At 72.3% G+C, this 24,978-nt stretch carries 20 protein-coding genes and 1 tRNA gene; 10 read left to right on the top strand and 11 right to left on the bottom strand.

Translation table 11 applies throughout. The features are described from left to right. The first annotated feature begins 243 nt into the window (after positions 1-243). On the top strand, positions 244-1,422 hold the full coding sequence (locus tag ACR9E9_RS06900) for an IS481 family transposase (RefSeq protein WP_435203003.1): 1,179 nt from the start codon (positions 244-246) through the stop codon (positions 1,420-1,422). A gap of 55 nt (positions 1,423-1,477) precedes the next feature. Here ACR9E9_RS06900 and ACR9E9_RS06895 read toward each other — a convergent pair. Further along, positions 1,478-1,551: transfer RNA gene (locus ACR9E9_RS06895), tRNA-Met, on the bottom strand. Positions 1,552-1,595: 44 nt separating this feature from the next. After that, positions 1,596-4,568, bottom strand: a complete 2,973-nt coding sequence (locus tag ACR9E9_RS06890; RefSeq protein WP_435203001.1) for a UPF0182 family membrane protein — start codon at positions 4,566-4,568, stop codon at positions 1,596-1,598. A gap of 45 nt (positions 4,569-4,613) precedes the next feature. Between ACR9E9_RS06890 and ACR9E9_RS06885 the strand changes: the two genes are divergently transcribed. Beyond that, positions 4,614-5,171: a PPA1309 family protein gene (locus tag ACR9E9_RS06885; protein ID WP_435202999.1), complete on the top strand. Its 558-nt coding sequence runs from the start codon at positions 4,614-4,616 to the stop codon at positions 5,169-5,171. A gap of 15 nt (positions 5,172-5,186) precedes the next feature. Here ACR9E9_RS06885 and ACR9E9_RS06880 read toward each other — a convergent pair whose 3' ends face one another. Then, on the bottom strand, positions 5,187-6,272 hold the full coding sequence (locus ACR9E9_RS06880) for a YlbL family protein (protein WP_435202997.1): 1,086 nt from the start codon (positions 6,270-6,272) through the stop codon (positions 5,187-5,189). An 89-nt stretch (positions 6,273-6,361) separates the two neighbouring features. Between ACR9E9_RS06880 and ACR9E9_RS06875 the strand changes: the two genes are divergently transcribed. The 4 genes from ACR9E9_RS06875 to ACR9E9_RS06860 all read left to right on the top strand — a co-directional run bounded on the left by ACR9E9_RS06875 (position 6,362) and on the right by ACR9E9_RS06860 (position 10,672). Beyond that, entirely contained in the window at positions 6,362-7,801 is a 1,440-nt protein-coding gene (locus ACR9E9_RS06875; RefSeq protein ID WP_435202995.1) for a zinc-dependent metalloprotease, read from the top strand. Further along, complete coding sequence (locus ACR9E9_RS06870) at positions 7,798-8,373, top strand: NUDIX hydrolase (protein WP_435202993.1); 576 nt, start codon at positions 7,798-7,800, stop codon at positions 8,371-8,373. Before ACR9E9_RS06875 ends, ACR9E9_RS06870 begins: the two co-directional genes overlap by 4 nt. A 98-nt stretch (positions 8,374-8,471) precedes the next feature. Further along, positions 8,472-9,365 carry a hypothetical protein gene (locus ACR9E9_RS06865; RefSeq protein WP_435202991.1) on the top strand — a complete coding sequence of 298 codons (894 nt, stop codon included), beginning with the start codon at positions 8,472-8,474 and terminating at the stop codon, positions 9,363-9,365. Further along, positions 9,362-10,672: an ABC1 kinase family protein gene (locus tag ACR9E9_RS06860; RefSeq protein ID WP_435202989.1), complete on the top strand. Its 1,311-nt coding sequence runs from the start codon at positions 9,362-9,364 to the stop codon at positions 10,670-10,672. The genes ACR9E9_RS06865 and ACR9E9_RS06860 overlap by 4 nt, the downstream gene beginning before the upstream one ends. Before the next feature lie 22 nt (positions 10,673-10,694). Here ACR9E9_RS06860 and ACR9E9_RS06855 read toward each other — a convergent pair whose 3' ends face one another. From ACR9E9_RS06855 to nudC, 6 genes are all read right to left on the bottom strand, one after another. Next, positions 10,695-11,273, bottom strand: a complete 579-nt coding sequence (locus ACR9E9_RS06855; RefSeq protein WP_435202988.1) for an HhH-GPD-type base excision DNA repair protein — start codon at positions 11,271-11,273, stop codon at positions 10,695-10,697. 127 nt (positions 11,274-11,400) lie between these two features. Next, the gene (locus ACR9E9_RS06850) at positions 11,401-11,535 is read right to left on the bottom strand and encodes a hypothetical protein (RefSeq protein ID WP_435202986.1); all 135 of its coding nucleotides are present in this window, start codon (positions 11,533-11,535) and stop codon (positions 11,401-11,403) included. A 25-nt stretch (positions 11,536-11,560) separates the two neighbouring features. Continuing rightward, positions 11,561-11,827 (bottom strand): WhiB family transcriptional regulator, encoded by a 267-nt coding sequence (locus ACR9E9_RS06845; RefSeq protein WP_435202984.1) that lies wholly within the window; start codon positions 11,825-11,827, stop codon positions 11,561-11,563. 123 nt (positions 11,828-11,950) lie between these two features. Further along, the gene (locus tag ACR9E9_RS06840; RefSeq protein WP_435202982.1) at positions 11,951-12,118 is read right to left on the bottom strand and encodes a hypothetical protein; all 168 of its coding nucleotides are present in this window, start codon (positions 12,116-12,118) and stop codon (positions 11,951-11,953) included. 233 nt (positions 12,119-12,351) lie between these two features. Then, positions 12,352-14,409, bottom strand: coding sequence for an ATP-dependent DNA helicase UvrD2 (locus ACR9E9_RS06835; RefSeq protein ID WP_435203593.1), 2,058 nt, complete (start codon positions 14,407-14,409; stop codon positions 12,352-12,354). A 213-nt stretch (positions 14,410-14,622) separates the two neighbouring features. Next, on the bottom strand, positions 14,623-15,531 hold the full coding sequence (gene nudC / locus ACR9E9_RS06830; protein ID WP_435202980.1) for an NAD(+) diphosphatase: 909 nt from the start codon (positions 15,529-15,531) through the stop codon (positions 14,623-14,625). A gap of 102 nt (positions 15,532-15,633) precedes the next feature. On the opposite strand from nudC, the gene ACR9E9_RS06825 reads away from it, so the two are divergent. Next, positions 15,634-17,031, top strand: a complete 1,398-nt coding sequence (locus tag ACR9E9_RS06825) for a phosphotransferase (protein ID WP_435202978.1) — start codon at positions 15,634-15,636, stop codon at positions 17,029-17,031. Here ACR9E9_RS06825 and ACR9E9_RS06820 read toward each other — a convergent pair. Continuing rightward, positions 17,028-20,414, bottom strand: coding sequence for an ATP-dependent helicase (locus tag ACR9E9_RS06820; protein WP_435202976.1), 3,387 nt, complete (start codon positions 20,412-20,414; stop codon positions 17,028-17,030). The genes ACR9E9_RS06825 and ACR9E9_RS06820 overlap by 4 nt on opposite strands. Further along, positions 20,351-23,509: an ATP-dependent helicase gene (locus ACR9E9_RS06815; protein ID WP_435202974.1), complete on the bottom strand. Its 3,159-nt coding sequence runs from the start codon at positions 23,507-23,509 to the stop codon at positions 20,351-20,353. Before ACR9E9_RS06815 ends, ACR9E9_RS06820 begins: the two co-directional genes overlap by 64 nt. Before the next feature lie 131 nt (positions 23,510-23,640). On the opposite strand from ACR9E9_RS06815, the gene ACR9E9_RS06810 reads away from it, so the two are divergent. From ACR9E9_RS06810 to ACR9E9_RS06800, 3 genes are all read left to right on the top strand, one after another. Further along, on the top strand, positions 23,641-24,294 hold the full coding sequence (locus ACR9E9_RS06810; RefSeq protein ID WP_435202972.1) for a TetR/AcrR family transcriptional regulator: 654 nt from the start codon (positions 23,641-23,643) through the stop codon (positions 24,292-24,294). Positions 24,295-24,298: 4 nt separating this feature from the next. Beyond that, positions 24,299-24,556, top strand: coding sequence for a DUF3107 domain-containing protein (locus tag ACR9E9_RS06805; RefSeq protein ID WP_435202970.1), 258 nt, complete (start codon positions 24,299-24,301; stop codon positions 24,554-24,556). A 151-nt stretch (positions 24,557-24,707) separates the two neighbouring features. Beyond that, a complete protein-coding gene (locus ACR9E9_RS06800; protein ID WP_435202968.1) occupies positions 24,708-24,959 on the top strand; it encodes a GlsB/YeaQ/YmgE family stress response membrane protein in 252 nt (83 codons plus the stop codon). The last annotated feature ends 19 nt before the right edge of the window (positions 24,960-24,978 follow it).

The raw sequence follows: 24,978 nt of genomic DNA, 5'->3' as shown, positions 1-24,978 counted from the left end.
GTGACGGGTACAACGGTAGAAAGGCCCCGGCGGACGGTCATCATCCACACCGCGTGATGAGCCGATGGCGATGACAGTCCACAACGCACGAAAATCAGGCCCGGAGATCGAGGATCTCCGGGCCTGATGCAGTAGCGGGGGCAGTGTGCTGCCTCAGGACATCGGAATGGGGTGTCTCGGGACATCGGAATATGTGTGTCTCGGGACATCGGCATCGTTAACGGTGGATAGTGATGCTGAGGGATGTCGAAACGTCGCCTCGTGATCACCGCCGTTCTGTCGGGCCAGTCACAGGCCGAGGCAGCTCGCACCTACGGCGTCTCCCAGGGCTGGATCAGCCGCCTCATGGCCCGATACCGCGACGAGGGCGAAGCGGCGTTCCAGCCACGCTCTCGACGCCCAAAGAGCATTCCGACCGCGACATCACCCAGCAGCGTCGAGCTCCTCCTGCAGCTACGGCGACACTTGGCCGAGCAAGGGCTGGACGCGGGCGCAGACACCATCGACTGGCACCTGCGACACCACCACGGGATCGAGCTGTCGCGCGCCACGATCAACCGGATCCTCGTTCGAGCCGGCACGGTGACGCCCGACCCGAGGAAGCGCCCGAAGGCCTCCTACATTCGCTTCGAAGCCCAGCAACCCAACGAGACTTGGCAGTCCGATTTCACCCACTACCGCCTCAGCGACGGCCGCGATGTAGAGATCATCACCTGGCTGGACGACCACTCCCGCTACGCCCTGCACATCAGCGCCCACACCCCCGTCACCGCACCCATCGTGCTGGCCACCTTCAAAACCACCACCAACGAATACGGCCGCCCCGCAAGCACGCTGACCGACAACGGGATGGTCTACACCACCCGGCTGGCCGGCGGACACGGCGGCAAGAACTCTCTCGAAACACACCTGAACGAGCAAGGCATCACCCAGAAGAACTCCCGCCCCGCGCACCCGAGGACCTGCGGCAAAGTCGAACGCTTCCAGCAGACGATGAAGAAGTGGCTACGGGCCCAACCTCAGCAGCCCGCCACCGTCAAGGAGCTACAGACCCTGCTGGCGGCCTTCCGCGATGAGTACAACAACCGCCGCCCCCACCGATCCTTGCCACACCGCTCAACGCCCTCCACCGCCTACACCTCCAGACCCAAGGCCACACCCGGCGCTACACGCGCAACACACGAGCGTGTGCGCACCGACAAGATCGACAAGTCCGGCGTCGTCACCCTGCGCCACAGCGGCCGACTGCACCACATCGGCGTCGGCCGGACCTACGCCGGAACCTACGTCCGCCTCCTGGTCCACGACTTCGACATCCGCATCATCAACGCCGCCACCGCAGAAATCTTGCGCGACCTGACCCTGGACCCCACCCGCGACTACCAGCCCACCGGCCGCCCACCCGGACCACACAAAAAATAGCCGGACCTACGAAAACGTAGGTCCGGCCATTCCGATGTCCTGAGACAGGACACAGTAGCGGGGGCAGGATTTGAACCTGCGACCTCCGGGTTATGAGCCCGGCGAGCTACCGAACTGCTCCACCCCGCGTCGTTGCGTTCCCAACTCTACGACACCGACCGGGGCGAACCAAATCACTTCTCCTCCAGGTCCGCCGAGCCCCCTTCGGGCTGTGCAGCGGCCGCGTCCTGGAGGTGCTTCTTCAGCTCCTTCTGCGCCTTGTCGTAGGCGGCGAAGTCGCCCTCCTTCAGCGCCTCCTGGCCCTCCTCGTAGGCCTTCTCCATGCCCGCGATGGCGGTGCTCAGCTGCTGCCCGTCGGTCGGCGTCTTGCCGTCCTTGTCCTCGGTGGGCGTGTCACCACCGCCGCCGCCGGGCGAGGTCGAGCCGTCGCTGTCGACGCCGGCGTCACCACCGAAGAGCTCGTCGAGGGCGGTGTCGAGGTTCTGCCCCCAGGCGACCTTCCCACCGAAGGTGGCGATGACGATGCGCAGCTGCGGGTACGAGGTCCCCGAGGCCGAAGAGAGGTAGATCGGCTCGACGTGCAGGAAGCCCTCGCCCACCGGGAGCGCCATCTGGTTGCCGAAGTGCACCTGGGAGCCACCGCGGTTGGCGTTGTTGAGGTAGTCCTGCAGCGTCTGGCTGCCGTCCCCCGAGGTCGCATTCGAGGAGACGATGTCGTTTTGCACCTGCCCGACACCCGGGACGGTCGTGTTGCGTGGCACCGACAACAGGCGCAGCTGTCCGAAGTCGGCTGCGGGTTCGCCCTTCACCCCACCGGCATCGGCGTCGACGGCCAGGTACCCGGCCATGACATTGCGCGACCCCCTGGGGATGTAGGTCGAGGTGAGCGACCACGAGGCCTGCTTCTGGTCCGGCATGGCGAGCGAGAGGTAGTACGGCGGCTGCGCCACCCCGTCGTCACCGCGCGACGGGTCGTCCGGTACGCGCCACCGGTCCTGGCCCGCGCGGAAGTCGCTCGCGGAGGTCACGTGGTAGTCGGCGAGCACCGCCCGCTGCATCCGGAAGAGGTCCTCCGGGTAGCGCAGGTGGGACATCAGCTCACCGCTGATCTCGCTGCGGTCCTTGAGCGTGTCGGGGAAGGCCCGGTCCCACGCGTCGACGATCGGGTCCTCCTCGTCCCACTTGTACAGCTCGACGGTCCCGTCGAAGGCGTCCACGGTCGCCTTGACCGAGTTGCGCATGTAGTTGACCCGGTCACCCACGAGCGAGCTGGCCTGCTGCGTCTGGACCGAGGAGACCTGGCCCGACTGCACACCGGAGACCGAGAAGGCGGTGCTGTACGGGTACTGCCGCGAGGTCGTGTAGCCGTCGACGACCCACTTCACCCGGCCGTCGACGATCGTCGGGTAGACGTCGTCGTCGACGGTCAGCCAGGGCGCGACGCGCTTGACCCGCTCCTTCGGCGTGCGGTGCTCCAGGAGGCGCGAGTCCCCACCGACCGCGTCGGAGAGGATGAACTTCATGTCCCGGTGGGTCAGGGCGTACGCCGCCTGACGAAGGGGGGACCCGATGGACACTCCCCCGTCGCCCTTGTAGGAGTAGCGCGAGTCGTCGCCGCCGCTCGGCTTGTCGATCTCGCGCGGCTCGGTGGTGTCCCCGCGCCCGACGATCGAGAAGTGCTGCATCTCCTCACCGAAGTAGATCCGCGGCTCGTACTCACCGAACTCCTTGGCCGGGTCGATCCACTGCGGGTTGCCGGCGCGCACCTGCGTGCCGCGCGCCATGACGAGGCCGTACCCGTGGGTGTAGACCGTGTGGTCGTTGACCCAGTCGCGGCGGTCGGACGGGACGTTGTCGAGGTCCAGCTCACGAGCACCGACGACGACGTCGGTGGACTCCTTGTCGATGTCGTAGCGGTCGACGTCGAGGGTGTCCTGGAAGGTGTAGTACGGCTGCTGGGCCTGCAGCTCCTGGTAGCTCTGACCGACGACGGCCGGGTCGAGCAGGCGGATGCCGGGGATCGAGTCGGCGTCCTCGCGCAGCTGGCCGGACGAGACGTCCGAGACCGCGTCATAGCTCTTCTCCGACACCTCGGTCACCCCGTGCGCCGCGCGGGTGGCGTCGATGTTGCGCTGCAGGTACGGCTCCTCGAGCGAGTTGCGCGAGGGCGAGACCTTGTAGGTCTCCACGAGCGCCGGGTAGATCGCGCCGACGACGATCGAGACGACGACGAGGCTGCCGACGGCGATGAGCGGCAGGCGCCACGAGCGGCTGCGGACGGAGGCGAGGAAGAGACCGGCACACATCGCCGCCGCGATGGCGAGGATGTACTTCGTGGGGATGATCGCGTTGGCCCCGGTGTACCCGACGCCGGTGAGGACCTCCCCCTCCTTGGTCGTGAGGTTGTAGGCATCGAGCAGGTAGCTCCAGGCGCGCAGCAGCGCGAGGAGCGCGGCGATCACCGCGAGGTGGAAGAACGCGGCGCGCGTGGAGCGGCCGCGCCCCGGCGGCACGAGACCGCCGTAGACGTAGTGGGCGAAGACCGTGGCGAGCAGGGCCGCGATCATCGTCACCGTGAGGAAGCCGACGATGAAGTTCCACCAGGGCAGCGCGAAGAGGTAGTAGCTGACGTCGCGGCCGAACTCGGCGTCGGACGTGCCGGTGGCGCGCCCGTTGCGCCACAGCAGCCACGTCTGCCACTGGCCGGAGGCGGCGAGCCCCCCGAGGATGCCGAGCACGGCGGGCAGCGCCCACCCGGTCACCTTGCGGAAGGGCTCGATGGCCTGCCGGTACTGGGCCAGCGCCTGCTCGCCGCTGGTCATGGGCACGGTCAGCGGACGGGTCCGGTACCCCAGCCAGAGACTCAGGCCGAGGGGAAGGGCGGTGAGCAGCCCCCCGGCGACGAAGAGGAAGACCTGGGTGCGCAGTCGCGACCACCACATCTCGGAGAAGCCGATGGCGTCGAACCACAGCGACTCGGTCCACAGCCCGGCGAGCAGCGACAGCAGGAGCGCGATGACCCCGATGATCGCGAAGGCCTTCGCCAGTCGGCCCGGTGGCCGCCGGCGCGCGGGGGGTTGCTTGTCGTCTCGGGGCGGCGGCGCGCCCCCTTCGTTGCCGTCCTGCGGCCAACTCGCGCTGCTCATGGTGAGGACACCGTACCCAGTCCACCTGAACCCGCGTAGGGCAGCATGGTCCCCGTGTCTGATTCGTCTCCTGAAAACGTCCCCACCACCGAACCCCTGACCGTGGCCGCCCTCGAGACGGAGCGTTACGTCGCCACCGCCGGGTGGGACCAGAACCCTCGCGTCTTCGCCCTCGTGGACACCGCCTCGCTCATCGCGGCCGAGCCGGGGCTCGCCTCATCCCTCGACGGTGCCGCCGACCGGGCGCCGGACGCGCTCACCGCGATCGAGCAGGAGGACCTGCCGCGGACCTCCTCGCTGGAGACCCTGCTCGGACGCATCGCGTGGCCGGACACCGTGCACGGGAGCGCCGTCGCCGTCGAGCGCGTCGTCCTGCCGCCCGGCGCCGAGAGGGACCTCCCCGAGGACGAGGACGAGGCCCTGACCGCACTGTCGGAGCACCCGCAGCGCGAGGACGTGCGCCTGCTCGTCGCCGTCCACCGGGACGGTCGGGCGGTGTGCCTGCTGCGCCAGCGCGCCCACGACCGCGACGACCGGGTGGCCACCGGCGAGGACCTCGCGCCCGGACTGGTCCACGCGCTGCGCGCGACCCTCGAGGGCTGAGCGGGCGCCGCCGGCCTACTTCTCGCAGGTCGGCAGGTCCGCGCCGTCCCCCTTCGCGATGGACTTCACGGCCGTGAGCGCCTCGTCGAAGGTCCCCACCGCCACGACGTTCAGCCCCTCGGGGATCGCACCGACGACACTGCTGCAGTTGTCCTGCGGGGCGAGGAACCACGTCGCGTCCGCGTCGCGGGCACCGACCATCTTCTGGTGGATGCCACCGATGGGCCCGACGTCACCGGAGTCGTTGATCGTCCCCGTTCCGGCGATGGACTTCCCCTTCGTCAGGGCACCGGGGGTGAGCACGTCGTGGACCGCGAGCGCGAACATCATCCCGGCGCTCGGCCCCCCGACCCGACCGGCGTCGATGCTCACCTCGTAGGGGTAGTCGTACTTCGGCTCGATGCCGACACCGATGCCGGCGCGGCCTCCGCCGATGTCCTCGGTCGTCATCGTCACCGTGCGTGCCCGGTCGTCACGGCGGATGCCGACGCGGACCTTCTCGCCGACCTCCCGGTCGGAGATCGCGCTGACGATCTCGGAGACCCGATCGATCCTCGTCCCGTCGACGGAGGTGATGACGTCCTCCGGCTTCAGCTTGCCCTCGGCGGGCAGGTCCTCGCCCACCCGGGCGACGAGGTTCTCCTGCGGCACCTTCGTGCCGGTGCTGCGGATCCCGACGGCGGTCGAGTTGTCCTGCGACCCCTGCATCATGGCCGTGTTCATCTCCTCGATCTCCTTCTCGGTGCGGTCCTCGCCGAAGACGTCCTTCTCCGGCAGGACCGTCGAGTCCGGGTCGAGATGACCGATGAGCCACTCCCAGCCGTTGATGTGCTCCTCGGGGTTGCCGAGGATGCGCACGGTGGTGAAGTAGAGGTCACCCTCCGTCTGGTAGCTCTTCGCCCCCGTGACCTGGACGAGGTCGGAGCCGTCGTCGAGCGAGCCGAGGGTGTCCGTGACCGGACCGGGACGCTCCACGGCATAGGGGAGCTTGATGAAGGTGCCCGCGAGGACGACGATGAGCAGGAGCACCGACACGAGGAGAATCCCGCCGGCGATCCGCTCGCCCCTCTTGCTCGGACCGGGCTGGACTGGGTCAATCACATGTCCTCCTGCGTCCGGGAACCATCCGGCGCCGCTCGTGGTTGGGTGAAGAGACAGCACATCCTCTCAGGAAGAGATGAGACACCGACGTGAGCAACGACCCCAGCACCCCATCCGGCTCTTCGGGGGACGACGGTCTGCCGGAGGACCTGGCCCGGATCTTCCGTGATCTCAACGGTGGCCGGGACCTTCCCCCCCAGGTCGTCGAGCAGCTCAAGGCGCTCGGCATCACCGATGCCGACCCCGCCCAGCTGGCCGCGATGACCTCCCAGATCAAGGCGATGTTCGCCCCCGGCGCCCAGGCGAAGGGAGTGGACGTCGCCGCGGCGACCACGGCCGCCCGCGAGGCGATCCACGCCGAGGACCACACGATGGGTGGGCGCGAGCTGACCCTGGCCGAGCAGGCGACGCGCCTCAGCGGGCTGTGGCTCGACGAGGTCACCGACCTCGAGGCGCCGTCGCTCGTCGGGGCAGCGCTCTCGCGTGAGGAGTGGGTCGAGCAGACGATGCCCGTCTGGGCCTCCCTCGTCGACCCGGTGGCCGACGGCCTCGCCGCGGCGATCCGCGACTCCTTCACCTCGCGGATGGACGACCCGGGCGCGCCCGACCTGCAGGCCCTCGGCCTGCCGCCCGGCATGGACCTGTCCCAGCTGAGCCAGCAGCTGGCTCCCTTCGTCGACCGGATGGCCTCCACCCTGATCACCGGGCAGACCGCCGAGGCCGTCGGGGCACTCGCCTCCGACACGCTCACGGCGACCGAGGCCGGCGTGCCGCTCGTGGAGGGCCAGGTGGCGCTGCTGCCGGGCAATGTCTCGCGCTTCGCCGAGGGCCTCGACGTCTCCCTCGACGAGGTCTGGCTGCACCTGGCGACCCGGGAGGCGGCGCGGATGCGGCTCTTCACCGCCGTGCCGTGGCTCGGCCCGCAGATCCTCGCCGCCGTGCAGGCCTACTCGCGCGGGATCGCCATCGACACCGAGGCGATCGACGCGGCCGTGCGCGAGGTCGACCCCTCCGACCCTGCGGCGATGCAGGGTGCGCTCACCGGCGGCTTCCTCAACCCGAGCCCCACCCGCGCCCAGCAGGGCGCCCTCGCCCAGCTCGAGACCTGGCTGGCGCTCATCGAGGGCTGGGTCGAGCACGTGTCCGTGCAGGCGACGCAGGAGCACCTGCCGTACACCGCCGCGATGACCGAGACGATCCGCCGCCGGCGGGCCACCGGTGGGCCGGCGGAGAAGACCTTCGCCGGGCTCGTCGGACTCGAGCTGCGGCCGCGGCGCCTGCGGGACGCGGCGAGTCTCTTCGCCGCACTCGAGGAGCGCGTCGGTGCGACCGGTCGCGACGGCGTCTGGGCGCACCCCGACGTCGCGCCGACCGCGGCGGACCTCGACGACGTGCTCGGCTTCGTCGAGCGGACCGCCGCCGGCGAGTCCTCCGGCAGCGAGGACCTGGACGCGGCCCTCGAGTCGATCCTGCGTGAGGCGGACGAAGGGCGCTCCGGCCCCGAGACCGGGTCCGACCCGCAGCAGTGAGCCACGCGGAGCTGACCGCCGACCTGCGCACCCTGCTCGGGCAGTGGTCGGCGCCGTCGACGGAGCAGGAGTCGCTGCGAGAGGAGTACCTCGCCCACCTCGACGCCCACGAGCTGGCCACGGCGAAGTCCGGTCCGCCGGCCCACTTCACCGCGTCCTGCCTCGTCATCGACGCCGCCGGTGAGCGCGTGCTGATGACCCTGCACAAGAAGGTCGGTCGTTGGCTGCAGTTCGGTGGGCACCTCGAGGAAGGGGACGCGTCCGTGGCGGCGGGTGCGCTGCGCGAGGCACTCGAGGAGTCCGGGCTGGAGGCCGCCGGGCTGACCCTGCTCCCCGGGCCGGTCCAGCTGGACCGGCACCCGCTCGGGTCCGGCTTCAGCCGCTGCACCGAGCACCTCGACCTGCGGTGGGTCGCCGTCGCGGCCCCCGGCTCCCTGCCGGAGGTCTCCGAGGAGTCCGACGACGTCGCGTGGTGGCCCGCCACGGACCTCCCCGAGGGCACGGACGACTCCCTTCGCTCCCTCGTCGGCCTCGCTCGGGACCTCCCCCGCCCCGATACGAGGTGCGGCTGACCCCGCGTCCGGGACGGGGGTGTGGACAAACGGCGGGGACGAGGCGCCGACTTCGCCACAGTGGTCTCCACCACGACCCCGGCCAGAGCGAGACGCGCATGCACCCCCTTCCCCGATCCGAGCGCCGGCCACGCCTGCGCCCCCTGCGCCGACCCGACGGCAGCGTCCAGATCGGGACGGGACCGCGCTCCGTGCGCCTCGTCGGACTCACCGACAGCGAGTGCCGCTGGGTGGCCACCCTCGACCCGGCACGTGCCCTGACCGAGGCGGTCGCCGCCGCCGCCCTCGAGGGCATCGACCCCGGCCGTGCCGCCGAGGTCCTCGACCGGCTCGTCGCCAGCGGTCTCCTGCACCCGATCGCGGGCCACGACCGCCCCGAGGTCGCCGTCGTCGGCTCCGGCGCACTGCCCGCCCTCCTCGTCGACGTGCTCCGCCAGAGCGAGAGGACGCACACCTCACGGGTGCGACCGGGGGCAGAGGGCGAGACGTCGGCAGACCTCGCGGTCGTCGTCAGCGGCGGCCCCGCCTCCCCCGAGTCGACGCGCCCCTGGCTCGGGGCACACGTGCCCGTCCTGCCCGTGTGGTGCCAGCCCGAGCAGGCGAGCATCGGACCGCTCCTGCTCCCCGACCGCGGCCCCTGCCTCAGCTGCCTCGAGCTGACCCGCACCGGGGTCGATCCCGGGTGGCCGTGGTTGCGCGCGCAGCTGAGCCGCTGCCTCGTCACCGGCCCCGAGCCCGTCGACGGCCTCCCGGCGATCCGTCTCCTCGCGGCGGGCCTGACGACGACGCTGGTCCTCGACCACGTCGGCGCTCGGCTGACCGCCCGGGAGTGGTCCTTCGAGGTCGCGACACCCGGCCCCACCCTCGAGCGCCACCGCTGGCCGGCGCACCCCGGGTGCAGCGAGTGCGGCGGTCCGACCCGGGTCGCGACACCCACGGACGAGGGGGGCGCCAGCGGTCGCACAGGCTGGCAGGACACAATGGCCGGGTGAGCGAGATCCCCCGAGGAGCTGCCGGTCGCGCCGCGCGACTCGCATCGCTGCCGCTCGGCCATGCCGGGCGCAGCGCCCGAGGGCTGGGCCGACGCCTCAGCGGCACGCCCGCCGACGTGGTCAACGAGGAGATCCAGCGGCGGACCGCCGAGCAGCTCTTCACCGTCCTCGGCTCACTCAAGGGCGGCGCGATGAAGGTGGGTCAGGCCCTCTCCGTCCTCGAGGCCGCGTTGCCCGAGGAGTACGTCGAGCCCTACCGCGAGATGCTCGTGCGCCTGCAGGACGCCGCCCCGCCGATGGACATCGAGGAGGTGCACACGATCCTCGCCCGTGACCTCGGCGCCCGGTGGCGCGACGAGGTCCAGATCGAGGACACCCCCGTCGCCGCGGCCTCCATCGGCCAGGTGCACCGCGGGGTCGCCTCCGACGGGCGGGTGGTCGCGGTGAAGGTCCAGTACCCCGGGGCCGACAAGGCCCTGCGCAGCGACCTGCGCCAGATCGCCCGGCTGGCCCGGGTGGCCACGACGTGGATGCCGGCCATGGACATCAAGCCGGTCACCGACGAGCTGCTCGCCGCCGCCGACGAGGAGCTCGACTACTCGCTCGAGGCCGCCAACCAGCGGGCCTTCGCGCGCGCCTTCCGGGACGATCCCGACGTCGTCGTCCCCGATGTCGTGCTGCAGACCCGACACGTCCTCGTGAGCGAGTGGCTCGAGGGGGCATCACTGAGTCAGGTGATCCGCGACGCCGACCAGGACGTGCGCGACCGGGTCGGCCAGCTCTACTTCGACTTCCTGCTGCGTGGACCCGGCCGCGTGGGCCTGCTCCACGCCGACCCGCACCCCGGCAACTTCCGGCTCACCCCCGACGGCCGGCTCGGCGTCATCGACTACGGCGCCGTCGCCCGCCTTCCCCAGGGCATGCCCCCGATCATCGGCACCCTCGTGCGCCATGCCCTCGCCGGCGACAGCGAGGCGGTCGTCGCGGGGCTGCGGGCCGAGGGATTCATCCGTCCGGGCATCAAGGTCGATGCCGACGACATGCTCGCCTACCTGCTCCCCTTCGTCGAACCGCTGGGGACGCCGACCCACGCCTTCAGCCGGGAGTGGATGCGTGCGGCGACGAAGGGGGCCACTGACCTGCGCGCCCCCGAGTTCGCCACCGGCCTGCAGATGAACATGCCGCGGGAGTACGCGATGATCCACCGGGTCTTCCTCGGCGCCATCGGCGTGCTCAGCCAGCTCGAGGCCACCGTCCCGACCCGGGGGTCGATGGAGAGGTATCTGCCCGGCTTCGTCGACGCGTGAGCCTCGGGCCCGCGGGCGCACCTCAGCCAGCGGCCGACTTGGCCTTCGCCTTGGCGGCCTTCTTGAAGTCCCGCACCTCCAGCAGGGAGGCCTCGTCGGTGACATCGGCGACGGAGCGGCGCGAGCCCTCCTCGGCGTAGGGACCGATGGCCTCGCGCCAGCCGTCGGGGCGCACGTCGAGCTGCTTGCCGAGCAACGCAGCGAAGATCCGCGCCTTCTGGTCACCGAATCCGGGCAGGGCCTTCAGCCGCTTGACCAACTCCGTCGTGTCGGCCGCGGTGGTCCACACCCGGGTGACGTCCCCGTCGTACTCGTCGCGCACGACGGTCGCCACGGCCTGGATGCGGCCGGCCATCGACCGCCCGTACCGGTGCACCGCCGGCGGCGTGGCACACAGGTCGGCGAAGGCCTCCGGGTCCGCGTCGGCGATCTCGGCGGGGTCGAGGCTGCCGAACCGCTCCTTGACCTTCGCGGGGCCGGCGAAGGCCCGCTCCATCGGGAACTGCTGGTCGAGCAGCATCCCGATGAGCAGGGCGAAGGGGTCGGACGACAGCAGCTCGTCGGCCACGTCGTCCTGGGCGATGCGCAGCTGGGGTGACATGGCCATCAGCCTGCCACGTGCCGGCGGTCGACGCGCCGTGCGCAGGACCGCGCACCCTTCCTCCCGGAGACGGCGGTGGGCCCCACCCGGATCGGGTGGGGCCCACCGGTCACCACCTGGGCGGCGGTCATCGGATGCTCAGGTGAGCGGGACGGGGGACGCTGCGCTCTGCGTCGAGCGCGAGCTGCTGCTGTCCCTGGTCCGGGACGTACTGCAGGGGCCGGTCGCCGGGACGCAGCCGGGGCAGCTTGAGGAACTTCATTGCGGACACCTCCTCACGGGGTCGCTCAGGCGGGGATCGGGTGCTTGCGGGGACGGCCGCGCGGCCGCTTGCGGGGGATGACGCGTCCGGCGTCGAAGAGCTCGCCGCCCCAGACGCCCCACGGCTCGCTGCGCTCGAGGGCACCTTCGAGGCACATCGTGCGGAAGGGGCAGTCGAGGCAGAGCATCTTGGCGTACTCGACGCCGGCCGGGGTCTCGGCGAACCAGATTTCGGGCTCCTCGATCTGGCAGGGCGTGGTCTGCTGTATCGGTGGGTGGGTCGTGGTCGTCACGTCGGGGTCTCCTGTGAACGCGTGGTGCGGGGTGCTGGTCAGCTGGGTGGGGACACGACAAAGGCCGCGGTTCCCGGGTGTGGGATGCCGCGGCCTTGGCAGAGGACCGAAAGGGTTCGTCGTCTAGACGAAGGGTCCAGCAGGGCGCGGATCCGACACGGAGGCGGTCTTCGGGTCGATGACCTGGGTCCGGTCACGACGCACGAAGACGCCGGTGGCGTCGCCGAAGACGTCGGAGGAGGACGCGAGGGCAGCATCGATTGCCGTGGGGATCATCGTGATGTTCTCCATGGGTCCTGCCCTCCTCTCGTGCGGTGCGCTCCTCGGGCCGACGCTGGGCGCGCCCGACTGACGAAGAACAACCTAGAACACATCCTCGGGGCGCGCCACCGAATTAAATCTCACGCCTCAAGCCCCGCCTCGGGTTGATGTGAAATCGAGTGTCCAGGCGCTCGATTTCACATCGACCGGGCGGCGGGCGCGAAGGGGGCGACGGGCGCGAAGGGGGTGGTGCTGGCGGGGGGTCAGGCCTCGGGTTCCCCGGTGACCGCTGCGGCGACCTCGTCGGGGTCGGCTCCCCCGACGACGGCGAGCACCTGATCGGCATAGAGCGAGAGCTTGCGCGGGCCGACACCGCTGATCGCGGCGAGGTCGCGCTGTCCGCCCGGCTCGGCCTCGGCGATCGCCTCGAGCGTGGCATCGGTGAAGACGACGAAGGCGGGCACGGACGCCGCCCGGGAGACCGCCAGCCGCCATGACCGCAGCCGCTCGAAGGTCGCCTCGTCATAGGTGGGCGGGCAGTTCGGACACCTGCCGGAGGCCTTCTCCGCGGCGGTGACCAGATCGGCACCACAGCCCTTGCACACCTTGGGCCGCGACGGCTTGAGCTTGCCGGAGCCACGAGGAGCGGTGGCGCGCTTGGGAGTTGAGCGTGCCCCCTCACCGAGGATCGCCGCCGCGTGGTCGAGGAAGCGGCTGACCCGGCGGCTCCCCTTCGCCCCCGGTGTCCTGGCCCGGGCGTAGGAGAGGTGCAGCACCGCGCGAGCTCGCGTGACGCCGACGTACATCAGGCGACGTTCCTCCTCGATCTCCTCCGGACCGTCGGCCATCATGATCGGCAGGAGCCCGTCGGAGCAGCCGGTGAGGAAGACGACGTCCCACTCCAGGCCCTTCGCCGCGTGCAGCGAGGCGAGCGTGACGCCCTCGACGTCCGGGGCGTGCTGGGCGGCGATCCGCTCGTCCAGGTCTCGCACGAGGTCGGGCAGCCGGGCCTGCGGCGTCGACGCCGCCAGCCGGGCCGACAGGTCGACGAGGGCCTTGAGCGACTCCCACCGGGCCCGGACCGCGCCACTGCTCGCCGGCGAGTCCTCGTGCCAGCCCATGCCGCCGAGGACATCGCCGACGAGGTGCGGCAGGGGCTTGCTGCCGTCGTCGGTGCGCGCGGCCCCGCGCAGCAGCAGGATCGCCTCGCGCACCTCCTTGCGGGAGAAGAAGCGCTCCCCACCGCGCACGAGGTAGGGCACGTCGGCGTCGGCGAGCGCGGACTCGAGCGCCTCGGACTGGCCGTTGGTGCGGAAGAGTACCGCGATCTCGCGCAGCGGGCGACCTGCCGCGACGAGCTTGGTCACCCGCTCGGCGACCCAGCCGGCCTCGGCCTGGTCGTCGTCGTGGACGGTCAGCTCCGGCTTGGGGCCACCGTCACGCTGGGCCACGAGCTCGACGGCCCCACCGCGACGCTGACCGGAGGCATCCGTGAGCAGGGTGTTGGCGAGCGAGAGCACCTGCGGGGTCGAGCGGTAGTTGCGCACGAGGCGCACGGTCGCCGCTCCGGGGTGGTGGTCGGTGAAGCGCAGCAGGTGCTGCGGGGTGGCGCCGGTGAAGGAGTAGATGGTCTGCGCCGGGTCCCCGACGACGCAGATGTCGCCGCGCCCCCCGAGCCACAGGTCGAGCAGCCGCTGCTGGAGCGCGTTGACGTCCTGGTACTCGTCGACGACGAAGTGCCGGTACTGCTCGCGCACCGTCCGGGCGATGTCCTCGCGCTCCTCGAGGATCCCCACGGTCAGCAGGAGCACGTCCTCGAAGTCGATGACGCCCCGCTCCCCCTTGACCTCCTCGTAGGCGGAGATCAGTCGCGCCATCGCGGTGTGATCCATCCCGGGTGGCTCGCGACGAGCGCGACGGGCCGCGGCCGGGTAGCTCTCGGGGGTGAGCAGCGAGACCTTGGACCACTCGATCTCGGCCGAGACGTCACGCATCTCGCTGCGGTTCAGGCGCATCCCGACGCGTGCCGCGGCCTCGCCGACCGCGGGCGCCTTGTGCCCCATGATCTCGGGGGCCGCACCCCCGATCGCCTGCGGCCAGAAGAAGTGGAGCTGGCGCAGCGCCGCGGAGTGGAAGGTGCGCGCCTGCACGCCGACGATCCCGAGGTCACGCAGTCGGGTGCGCATCTCCCCTGCGGCGCGTGCCGTGAAGGTCACCGCGAGCACCCGCTGGGGCTGGTAGGCACCGGAGTGCACGCCGTAGGCGATGCGGTGGGTGATCGCCCGGGTCTTGCCCGTGCCGGCACCGGCGAGGACGACCATCGGTCCGCTCGGGTGCGCGGCGACCTCGCGCTGCTCCGGATCGAGCGCGTCGAGGATGTCGTCCGCGGACTGCGGGCCCTGCTGGATGGTCACCGCTGCACTCTCTCACTGCGACCCGACAGGTCCCAGCCGCACCCTCCCCCCCTTCGCAGGTGGATGTGATGCCGAGCGTCCGGGCGCACACCCATACATCCACCGGGGGCGGCCAGGGGGTCAGCCGAGGTCGTCCAGGGGCCGGCCGAGCCAGCCCTCGATGAGCCGGGCGGCGATGGAGAGGCGACCGGCCGCACGCAGCCCGCCCTGCCGGACCTCGGCGCGGAAGTCCTCACGGGTGAACCAGCGGGCCTCCGCGATCTCGTCCGGCTGGCAGACCAGGTCCGTCGTCGTCGCGCGGGCGGTGCACCCGAGCATGAGCGAGGCGGGGAAGGGCCAGGGCTGGTCCGCGACGAAGTCGACCTCCCCGACGACGACCGCCACCTCCTCGAAGACTTCTCGCGCCACCGCCGCCTCGATGGTCTCCCCCGGCTCGACGAAGCCCGCGAGGACGGAGAACCTCCCTTCGGGCCAGCCGATGTTGCGGGCCAGCAGCAGCCGGTCCTCGGCGTCGGTGACGGCCATGATCACCGCGGGGTCGGTCCGCGGGTAGTGCTCGGACCCGTCCCGGGGGCACCGACGGGTCCACCCGGCCTGCACGATGTCGGTCGCGGTCCCGCAGCGCGGGCAGTACCCGTGGCGCGCGTGCCAGTTGGCCAGCGCGAGCGCCGTGGCGAAGAGCGATGCCTCCTCCGCGGGGAGGTCGGTGGCCACCTCCCGCAGCCCGGCGAAGGGAGCCGCGTCCAGCGCCTCCTCGCGGTCCGAGGGCGATCGCGGTGGATCCGGACGACAGGCGGCGACGTGGGCCACACCCTCGTGGCGTCCGAGGTACAGCAGGATCGAGTCGGCGTCGGACGGCTCGGGTGACCGGCGCAGCAGCGCGCCGTCGGGGCGAAGGAGGGCACGCCCGCCCTGCAGCTCGATGACCCGGGTCCGCGGGTCGGCGAGCAGCCGGGGCAGGAGGTCCGGATCGGAGCGACTCGCGGCGTCTCGGTCGGTGTCCGAGGCGGTCATGGGCAGGTCGCTCATCGGGTCATGGTCCACGTCACCACCCTACGGAGGGCGATCTCGCTCGGGGACGGGCGGGCGTTGCTCCCCGATCCGCGGTCGCAGTCCTCGTACGGTGGCCTCGTGACCTCTCGTGGACCGTTGACTCTTGCCGCGCTGGCCAGCGCCGCCGTGCCCGGCCTCGACCCCGACACCGTGGAAGGGGTCGTGCCGTCCGGACCGACGGACCTGGTCGAGGTCGCCTTCGTCTCGGACCAGGAGCACCGGCGCTGGGTGATCCGCTGCCCCCGGACACCCGCCTCGTCGGCGCAGATCGAGCGCTCCGCTGCGCTGCTGGCCCTGCTGGCCCGCCGACTGACGATGCCCGTCCCGGCGGTCAAGGGGTGGGTGGCCCTGCCCGAAGGGGGCCGCGCCGCGGTCCACTCCTACCTCACCGGCCGCCTGGTCAACCTCGCCGGCATCCAGCCCGGCTCCACCCTCGCCACGGGCCTGGGACGCGCCATCGCCCAGCTGCACAACCTCGACCCGCGCGTCTACGAGGAGGCCGGGGTCCCCGTCTACGACGCCGCCGCCTACCGGTCCCGTCGCCTGGCCGAGCTCGATCGGGCAGCCGCGACGGGGCGGGTGCCCACGGGGTTGCTCACGCGGTGGGAGCGCGTCCTCGACGACGAGTCGCTCTGGGCCTTCACGAGCACGCCGACCCACGGTGCGATCGACGCGGACACGGTGCTGGCCACGCCGGACGACGGCAGTGACCCCGACGTCAAGGCGATCCTCGGGTGGGAGTCCGCGCAGGTGGCCGACCCCGCCGACGACCTGGCCCCGCTGCTCGCGGACCTCGATCCCGAGGCCTTCGACACCGTCCTCGAGGCCTACGCCCACGCCCGCATCGAGCGACCGGACCGTCACCTGCAGCGGCGGGCCCGGGTCGTCGCCGAGATGCAGCTCGTCCGCACGATGATGTCCGCCGTCGCCGCCGGTGACGACGAGGGCGCCGAGGAGCACGCGATGCAGCTGCGTCGCCTCGACGACCGGCTGGCCCGTGAGGAGGAGGCAGCACCGACCAGCACCCCGGACACGACCGAGGCCTCCGCGACCTCCACGAGCACGAGCACGACCGGGACCACGGGCCGGACCTCGCGCACGGGGACCGGCACGGGCGGCACGGGCGACACGCAGCCCGTGCCGACGGACTCCGTCGCCCCCGACGCGACGAGGCAGCCGTCGGGGGACGCCACGAGCGATGCGGGAGACGACGCGGACGACGCCGTCCAGGTCGAGCACCCGGCGGAAGCGACCCCGATCGCGCAGCCGGAGCACGCCGCGGACGCGACGACGACCGACGAGGCGCCGGCCGGCGGGCCGGTCACCGACACCGATGACGCGCCCCGGGCGGACCACGAGACCGGTGAGATCACCACGCTCCACGACGCCGACGGCGACGCCGATGACGACGGGGACGACGGGGACGACGTCGTCTCGCCACTGCGTCGCAGCGAGGGCTCCGGCGAGCGGGACTAGCCCGGATCGGACCCGGTGGCGGGGGCGGTCGGCGACGACGCCGCAGCATCCGGCGGCGTGAGCGATCCGTCGAGCAGTGCGACGACCTCGCTCTCCTCGAGCATCTGCGGGCGCACCGTCGCGCCCGTCGCCGCGTAGAAGAAGGCTCCGCGGACCCGGTCGGGATCGATCCCCCGCCACCGGGCATAGGCGAGCCGGTAGGCCGAGAGCTGGACCGCGCGGACCGAGGCCTCCTCGGCCCGCGGCGGCCGACCGGTCTTCCAGTCCACGACGGTGACTCCCCCGTCCTCGTCGGCGAAGACCGCGTCGACCCGGCCGCGGATGGCGTGGCCCCCCATGAGCGTCTCGAGGGAGAGCTCCACGTCGAGCGGCACCCGCTCGGCCCACTCGCTGGAGCGGAAGTGCTCCTGCATCTGCGCCAGGTCGGTGTCACCGAGGTCCTCGTCGGCGCTGCCGGGCATCTCCAGGAGGTCGACGAGCCCGGCCCGGGCGTAGTGCTCCTCGACCCAGGCGTGGAAGGCCGTGCCCCGACGGCCGGCGACCTGTGGTGGCTGCGGCATCGGGCGCCGCAGATCGAGGGCAAAGGCTCCCGGGTCCCGCGCGAGCGAGACCAGCTGTGAGGTCGACAGGTGGGCCGGCAGCTCCACGGACACGTCCTCGCCGCGCGCCCGGCGTCGTCGGTCACGCTCCGTGAGCAGGATGCGCATCTGCTCGTCGAGGGGGTCCGCCCCGAGGTCGACCTCGGTGTCGGCCCCCATCTGCTCCGCGGCCGCCGCGAGGGACGGCCGCTCGGGAGCGGGCTCACCACCGGGCCACATGACCCGACGGGCGACCTCGAGCGCGGGGTTGCGCTCGTCCTTCGTCCGCGGCATCTCGGCCCACTCGAGCGTCTCGACCACGCCGGTCGCCCGGGCCTCCTCGAGGAAGCGCGAGGCCAGCCGCGGCTGCTGACCAGTGGCCCCCCACACCCACGACCCGAGCAGGAGCTGGCTGCGCGCACGGGTGCACGCGACATAGGCCAGCCGGCGTTCCTCGAGCAACCCGTGCTCGCCGCCCGCCGCGCGGTAGCGCTTCAGCTCCTCCTGCAGGGCCTTGGTCTCCCCCAGCGAGAGGTCGAGGTGCGGCAGTCCGTCACCATCGCCACGCAGGGGGTAGGGCACCCCGTCGAGACCGGAGATCCAGCCCGACTCGTTGACCTGCCCGAGGGCCCATCCCCCCTCCGTGAAGGAGGAGCGCGAGGCGTGCGCCGGGAAGACCCCTTCGGACAGTCCGGGGACGGCGACGACGTCCCACTCGAGCCCCTTGGCCGCATGGCAGGTGAGGATCTGGACGGCGTCCTTGGTCGGCTCGACGACCGGGGCCTCGAGGCCCCGCTCCTGCTCGACGGCCGCCTCGATCCAGTCGATGAAGCCACCGAGCGTCGCCCGGTCCGCGCTGGAGGCGAACTGGGCCGCGACATCGGCGAAGGCATCGAGGTGGGCGCGCGCGGCGGCCGGCGACCACCCGGGGCGCGAGAGGACCTCGACGTCGATGCCCAGCTCCCGCTCCGCCTCACCGACGAGATCGGGCAGCGGCATCCCGGCACCGCGCCGCAGCCGGGCAACCATCCCGGCGATGTGCTGCAGCCGCCGCAGCGCCGCGTCCGAGATCGACTGCCCCGCGTCCCCCTGCCACCCCGGCTCGGGCAGCTGGTCCAGCGCATCGACGATCGTCACGGTGTCGTCGGGCCCCGGTGGCACTCCCCCGTCAGTCACCCCGGTGGGGTTCGCCTCCGCCGCGGCCTGCCGACCCAGATGCCTGGCCCAGGCGCCGAACCCGTCGAGGTCGGCCGGACCGAGCAGGCCCGGCGCCCCGGTGAGCAGCCGCATCAGCCGATCACCGCGGGCGGGGTCCTGCACGATCGTCAGCAGCGAGATCACGTCGGCGACCTCGGGGGTGAGCAGCAGCCCGCCGAGGCCGACGACCTCGTGCGGGATGTTGCGCACCGCGAGCGCCTCTGCGATGAGGGTGAACTGGCTGCGCTTGCGGCACAGGACCGCCGCGCTGCGGCGGGGCTCTCCCCCTTCGCCCGCACCACGACGGGTCTGGACCCACTCCGCGACCCGCTCCGCCTCCTCGTGGGCGGTCTCCGTCCGCAGTGCCTGGACCTGGCCCCTCATGGCTCCCGGCCGGGCGCGAAGGGGGGCCACCGGCACCCTGCTGCCGGCGCCCAGTGGCCCGGCGACGACATTGGCGACCTCGAGGATCGTCCGGTCGTTGCGCCAGCTCGTCGAGAGGTGCCTGACCGGCGCCGACTCGCCCGCGGTCGCGAAGGACTGCGGGAATGTCGCCAAGGTCGTCGCACTCGCCCCACGCCAGGCGTAGATCGACTGGTGCGGGTCGCCGACCGCGGTGACCGCGGCCGGCTCCTGCCCCTGCGGCGCGAAGAGCTCGCGCATGAGCACCAGCTGGGCCTCGGAGGTGTCCTGGAACTCGTCGAGCAGGACCACCCGAAACCGGTCCCGCTCGACCTGGCCGAGGTCGGGGAAGCGTGAGGCGAGCGCGGCCGCGAGCGCCATCTGGTCGGCGAAGTCCATCACCGAGCGCTCACGCTTGACCTCGCGGTAGCGCTCGACGATCGGCAGGATGAGCCGCTGCTCGGCCATCGGGGTGATGACCTTGCCGCGGTAGTCCTTGGTGAAGCCCTTGTCGGTGGCCGCGACGTGCTCCAGGTGGGTGAGCGTACGAGCGGAGAAGTCCTCGATGTCCTGCGGGGTGCACAGGTGCTCGGCGAGCTCTCCGGCGAGCGAGATGATCGCATTGGTCACCGTGGACTCCACCTTGTCGATGTCCTCCATCGGCCCGTCCCAGGCGAGGACGACCTCGTGCGCCAGCTGCCACGCCGCGGCCTCGGAGAGCAGGCGGGAGTCCTTCTCGTAGCCCAGCCGCAGTGCGCCCTCGCGGACGAGGCGACCCGCGTAGGAATGGTAGGTCGAGATCGTCGGCGCACCCCCGAGGCCGTCCGCCTCGACCTCCTGCGGTGGCGACCACACGCCGGTCTGCTCGAGCGTCGCCAGGCGCCGTCCCACCCGCTCGGCGAGCTCGCCGGCCGCCTTGCGGGTGAAGGTCAGTCCGAGCACCTCCTCGGGGGTGACGAGGTCGTTGGCGACGAGCCACACCACCCGCGCGGTCATGGTCTCGGTCTTGCCCGAGCCGGCGCCGGCGACGACGAGCAGTGGCTCGAGGGGCGCCTCGATGATCTCGCGCTGCTCGTCGGTCGGCGGATGCTCCTGCCCCAGCGCACGCGCCAGCTCGACGGCACCGATCTTCGGCGGCCGGGTCATCGCAGCCGTCCCCCTTCCTGGTGGGCCGGGCAGGAGGAGCGGACCGGGCAGATCCGGCACCGCCCCTCCTCCGGCTGGGCGGCGAAGGTGGCCGCAGCCATCCCCTCCGCCGCGTCGGTGACCAGCTCGTGGAAGTGCCGGGGCTCCTCGGCGTCGGCGATCGGTGGCTGACTCTGCACCGCATTGCTGGAGTTGCGGACCTTGCCGAGGTGGACGAGCGCCGCCCCGACACCCTCGGTGCCGTGCGCCCGGAAGCCACCCTCGGCGATCGCCACCTGGTAGGCGCCGAGCTGCGGGTGCTCGGCCAGGTCCTTGGCCGTGGGCGCCGAGGAGCCGGTCTTGTAGTCGATGACCCGCACGCGCCCCTGCGCGTCCGCCTCGAGCCGGTCGACGGTGCCGCGCAGCACCGCCCGGCCCAGCTCGACGCGGAACTCCTCCTCCGTCGCCACCGGTCGCCAGCCCTCGGTGGCCGCGCGCAGGTGGTACTCGGCGAGCCAGTGCGCCATCGTCCGTGCCCGCGTCAGCTTCTGGTCCGTGACCCACCCGGGCGCCATGCCCAGCGACGGCCACCGCCGCTCGAGCTCCGCCTGGAAGGCTTCCTCCCCCGCGTCGCCGAGGTCGTGGGCGATGGCGTGGATGAGGGTGCCGACCTCCATCGAGGTGTGGCTCGGGCCGTCGCCCCCCGAGGACTGGAGGAGCCAGCGCAGACCGCAGTCGGTGAAGAGCGCCACCTTGGACGGGCTGACCCCCACGGGGGCCTCGGGACCGCGGACGGCCCTCGTGTCGCTGAGGTCGCGCAGCGCCCACCAGGACGACGGGGAGGCCCCGGGCACACCGACCGAGGCCAGGTGGGCGAGGCGGGCCACGGCACGGGCCACCGCCGCCGGGTCCGCGGCCGCGAGCTGCTGACGCAGCTGTGCCACGAGACCCGTGAGGTCGAGCGGTGCCGGGACATCGCTCGGCTCACGTCGCACCACGTCAGCAGGAAGAGGGGCGACGAGGTCGAGGTAGACGGAGGGCTGCTCGTCCTCGGCGGCGACGGCGGTCACGAGGACGCGCGCACTCGCCCGCGTCAGGGCCACGTGGAAGAGCCGGGTCTCGTCGTGGCGCACGGCCGTCGCCGCACCCGCACCGGCCCGGTCGCGGCCGGTGACGAGGTCGACGAGCCGCTCGGACCCCAGGAGGGAGCCGCGCAGGCGCAGGTCCGGCCACACTCCCTCCTGGACCCCGGCGACGACGACCGTGTGCCACTCGTTGCCGGCCGCGGTCTGCGGGGTCACCAGCGCCACCGCGTCGGTGTCGGGACTGCGCGCCGCGAGGGAGTCCGCGGCGACGGACTGGCCGGCGACCGCATCGAGGAAGGCATCGGGCCCCGACGCGGGCAGGGCGTCCTGGTGGGCGGCCGCGGCGTCGAAGAGCGCGACGACGGCATCGAGCGAGCGGTCGGCACGCGCGCCGGCCGCACCCCCGCCGAGCGCGGTCGCACGCCAGGTGTCGGCGACGCCGGCCGCCTGCCACAGCTGCCACAGGACCGACTCCGCGCTGACCCCCTTCGCCCAGCCGGTGCCGTCCTGCGCGGGGACCGCCGCGGCGCACCCGGCCGCGACGACGCTCGCCAACCGGAGCAGGGGCAGGGCGTCGTCCCCGAGGTGGGCCAGCCGCTCGGGGTCGAGGACGAGCGCGCCGAGGAGCTCGTCGCTCGTGCGGGTGCCCCCGGCCGCCAGCTCCTCGCGGCGCAGCACCCGCCGCAGCCGACGCACGGCGACGGTGTCCGCGCCGACGAGCGGGCTGGTCAGCAGGTCGGTGACGTCGGTGGCCGGGACCTCCTCGAGGCGCCCGCGCGCGAGGTCGACGACGAGTCCCAGCAGGTGCAGGAGGGGCCGGGCCGCCGGCTCGTCGCGGACCGGCACCCGATGGGCGTCCCCGAGGACCGGCACGCCCCGGGCGGTCAGGACACGGCGCAGCGTGGCCTGACGGGCCGAGCCGCGGACGATGACCGCCATCCGCTCCCACGGCACGCCGTCGAGCAGGTGGGCGGCCCGCAGCTCGTGCGCGATGAAGGCGGCCTCCTGGGCGCCCGAGTGGAGCACGTGCGCCTCGACGACACCGTCGGGGGCCCGGGGGCCGACCGCGCGCTGACGTCCGCCGCCGAGCGCCGCGATCTTGGGCGTGACCCGGGCGGCCGCCGCCCGGACGCTCTCGGGCAGCCGGTGACCGTGGCCGAGGACGAGGGTGGGCCCCTCGCGTCCCGGCCAGACGTCGACGAGATGGTGCGGGACGGCCCCGCGGAAGCCCTGCACGGCCGCGTCCGGGTCCCCCACGAGCACGAGGTCGACGCCACCGCCGGTCAGGGTGCGCAGCAGTCGCGCGGCGGGCGCCGTGAGCTCCTGGGCGTCATCGACGACGACGGCGCGGATCCCGCCCCTGACCCGGTCACGGGCCTGCTCGTCGGCCTCGAGCAGCTCCGCGGCGGCGGTGAGCACCCAGGCGGGGTCGAAGGCGCCCGGACGCGAGAGCGCCGTGACCTCGTCGTACTCCCGGGCCACCTGCGCTGCGGCGATCCACTCCGGTCGCTCGTGGGCTGCACCGAGCGCCGCGAGCTCCTCGGGGTCGACCCCGTGCTCGATGGCGCGCATGAGCAGGTCACGCAGCTCGCCGCGGAAACCCCGCGTGGGCAGCGCGAGCTCGAGGTCCTGCGGCCAGACCGGTCCGCCACCCATCTCCCGGTGCCCGGCGAGCAGTTCGCCGAGGACGACGTCCTGGTCGGCCCCCGAGAGCAGGCGCGGAGCCGGCTGACCGAGCAGCGCCGCCTGCTGGCGGAGCACGGCGAAACCGAGCGAGGGCATGGTCCTGGCCAGGGGCTCGGTCGTCGCGCCCGACAGGCCGGCGGTGACCGCGTCGCGGGCCGCGGCGGCACCCACCCGCGTCGCGGAGACGAGGAGCACCTCCTCGGGGGCGCACTCCCCCTTCGCGATCCGGTCGAGGACGGAGGCGACGGCGACGCTCGTCTTGCCGGTGCCCGGTCCGCCGAGGACGCGCACGAGGTCACCCCGGGCGGCGACGGCCGCCGCCTGGTCCTCGTCGAGGCGCACGGTGGAGTGCGCCCGGCCGGTGGACGGCGGGCGCAGCTGGACGAAGGGGGTCGGTGCGGCCACGAGGACATCCCACCACCCGCACCCGACAACCGTCCGCGACGGCAGGTCGTGGACCACGCAGTCACTACCCGTAGGTAGGATCATGTGACCTGCCGCACCACGGCCACGATCCCCCTTCGGAGGACATCCCCATGAGTTCCCCCGCGTCCGGCACCCGCGTCCAGCGGATGCCACGTGCCCAGCGCCGCGCCCAGCTCCTCCAGGCAGCGCTGGGGGTCTTCGTCTCCAAGGGCTACCACCAGGCAGCGATGGAGGACATCGCCGACGAGGCCGGCGTCTCCAAGCCGGTGCTCTACCAGCACTTCCCCGGCAAGCTCGAGCTCTACCTCGCCCTCCTCGACACCCAGTGCGACACCCTGGAGGCCCTCGTCCTCGAGGCCCTGGAGTCCAGCGAGGACCACGAGGAGCGGGTCCACGCCACCGTGCGGGCCTTCTTCTCCTTCGTCGCGGACCAGGGCGGGTCCTTCCGCCTGATCTACGAGTCCGACCTGACCAACGACCCGCAGGTGCGCCACCGCCTCGACGCGCTCGAGGCGCAGATCGGGGACGCCATCGCGCAGCGGATCATGCAGGACACCACCCTGCCCCACGAGCTCGCCGAGATGCTCGGCCTCGCGATGGCTGGCGCCGCGCAGGTCATGGCGCGTACCTGGCTCGCCCACGGCACCCAGTTCAGCCAGGAGGTCGCGGCCGAGGCCGCCGGTCACCTGGCGTGGCGGGGCATCGGCGCCTTCCCGGTCAACCGCATGGGCGACCCCGCCCGGGACGACCAGCCCGCCGGGTGACACGATGAGCAACGGACCCATCCCCGAGACCCGAGGAGTGACCGTGGAGGTCAAGATCGGCATCCAGAACGTCGCCCGCGAGATCGTCATCGACGCGTCCGGCACCGAGGACCAGATCGAGACGGCGGTCAACGCCGCGCTCGATGGTGGTGCGCTGACGCTCACCGATGACAAGGGTCGCCGGGTCATGGTCCCGGCCGGCGCTCTCGGCTACGTCGAGGTCGGCGAGCCGAGCCGCGGACGGGTCGGTTTCGGCGCCTGACGCGCCCTCGACGAGCGACGCGATCGCGACACGAGATTCCTGAGTGTCGTCACTTTCGCACCAGCGGCACCATCGTTCTATGGTGGTCCCAGGGCCCGCACGGGCTTTGAGCGCGCCCGCTCCCTGTCGGGCGCAAAAGGAGTGATCAGCTGTGTGGACCATCATCGTCACCGTCCTCATCGGGGCCGTCATCGGCGCCCTCGCCCGCCTGGTCCTGCCGGGCAGGCAGAGCATCTCGACGCTCGTCACCGTGATCCTCGGCGTCCTCGGCGCCCTGATCGGGTCGTCGGTCGTCAACGGCACGAGTACTGAGTTCAGTTTCCTCGCCGTCGTCGTCGGCGTCATCGCCGCGGCGGTGCTCATCGTCGTCTACGGCATGGTCGTCGGTCGCAAGCAGACCTGAGACCAGCACACAGCGAAGG

Origin of the sequence: Janibacter sp. GS2 (genome assembly GCF_051200835.1) — a bacterium.
Classification (GTDB): Bacteria; Actinomycetota; Actinomycetes; order Actinomycetales; family Dermatophilaceae; genus Janibacter.
This window is presented reverse-complemented; position numbering and strand designations above follow the sequence as displayed.

Excerpts from the sequence above, each read along its gene's own strand:
- ACR9E9_RS06890 (WP_435203001.1), bottom strand. The coding sequence starts at position 4,568 with ATGAGCAGCGCGAGTTGGCCGCAGGACGGCAACGAAGGGGGCGCGCCG.
- ACR9E9_RS06850 (WP_435202986.1), bottom strand. The coding sequence starts at position 11,535 with ATGAAGTTCCTCAAGCTGCCCCGGCTGCGTCCCGGCGACCGGCCCCTG.
- ACR9E9_RS06805 (WP_435202970.1), top strand. The coding sequence starts at position 24,299 with ATGAGCAACGGACCCATCCCCGAGACCCGAGGAGTGACCGTGGAGGTC.
- nudC (WP_435202980.1), bottom strand. The coding sequence starts at position 15,531 with ATGAGCGACCTGCCCATGACCGCCTCGGACACCGACCGAGACGCCGCG.
- ACR9E9_RS06855 (WP_435202988.1), bottom strand. The coding sequence starts at position 11,273 with ATGTCACCCCAGCTGCGCATCGCCCAGGACGACGTGGCCGACGAGCTG.
- ACR9E9_RS06835 (WP_435203593.1), bottom strand. The coding sequence starts at position 14,409 with ATGGTCGTCCTCGCCGGTGCCGGCACGGGCAAGACCCGGGCGATCACC.
- ACR9E9_RS06865 (WP_435202991.1), top strand. The coding sequence starts at position 8,472 with ATGCACCCCCTTCCCCGATCCGAGCGCCGGCCACGCCTGCGCCCCCTG.
- ACR9E9_RS06900 (WP_435203003.1), top strand. The coding sequence starts at position 244 with ATGTCGAAACGTCGCCTCGTGATCACCGCCGTTCTGTCGGGCCAGTCA.
- ACR9E9_RS06885 (WP_435202999.1), top strand. The coding sequence starts at position 4,614 with ATGGTCCCCGTGTCTGATTCGTCTCCTGAAAACGTCCCCACCACCGAA.
- ACR9E9_RS06810 (WP_435202972.1), top strand. The coding sequence starts at position 23,641 with ATGAGTTCCCCCGCGTCCGGCACCCGCGTCCAGCGGATGCCACGTGCC.
- ACR9E9_RS06840 (WP_435202982.1), bottom strand. The coding sequence starts at position 12,118 with ATGGAGAACATCACGATGATCCCCACGGCAATCGATGCTGCCCTCGCG.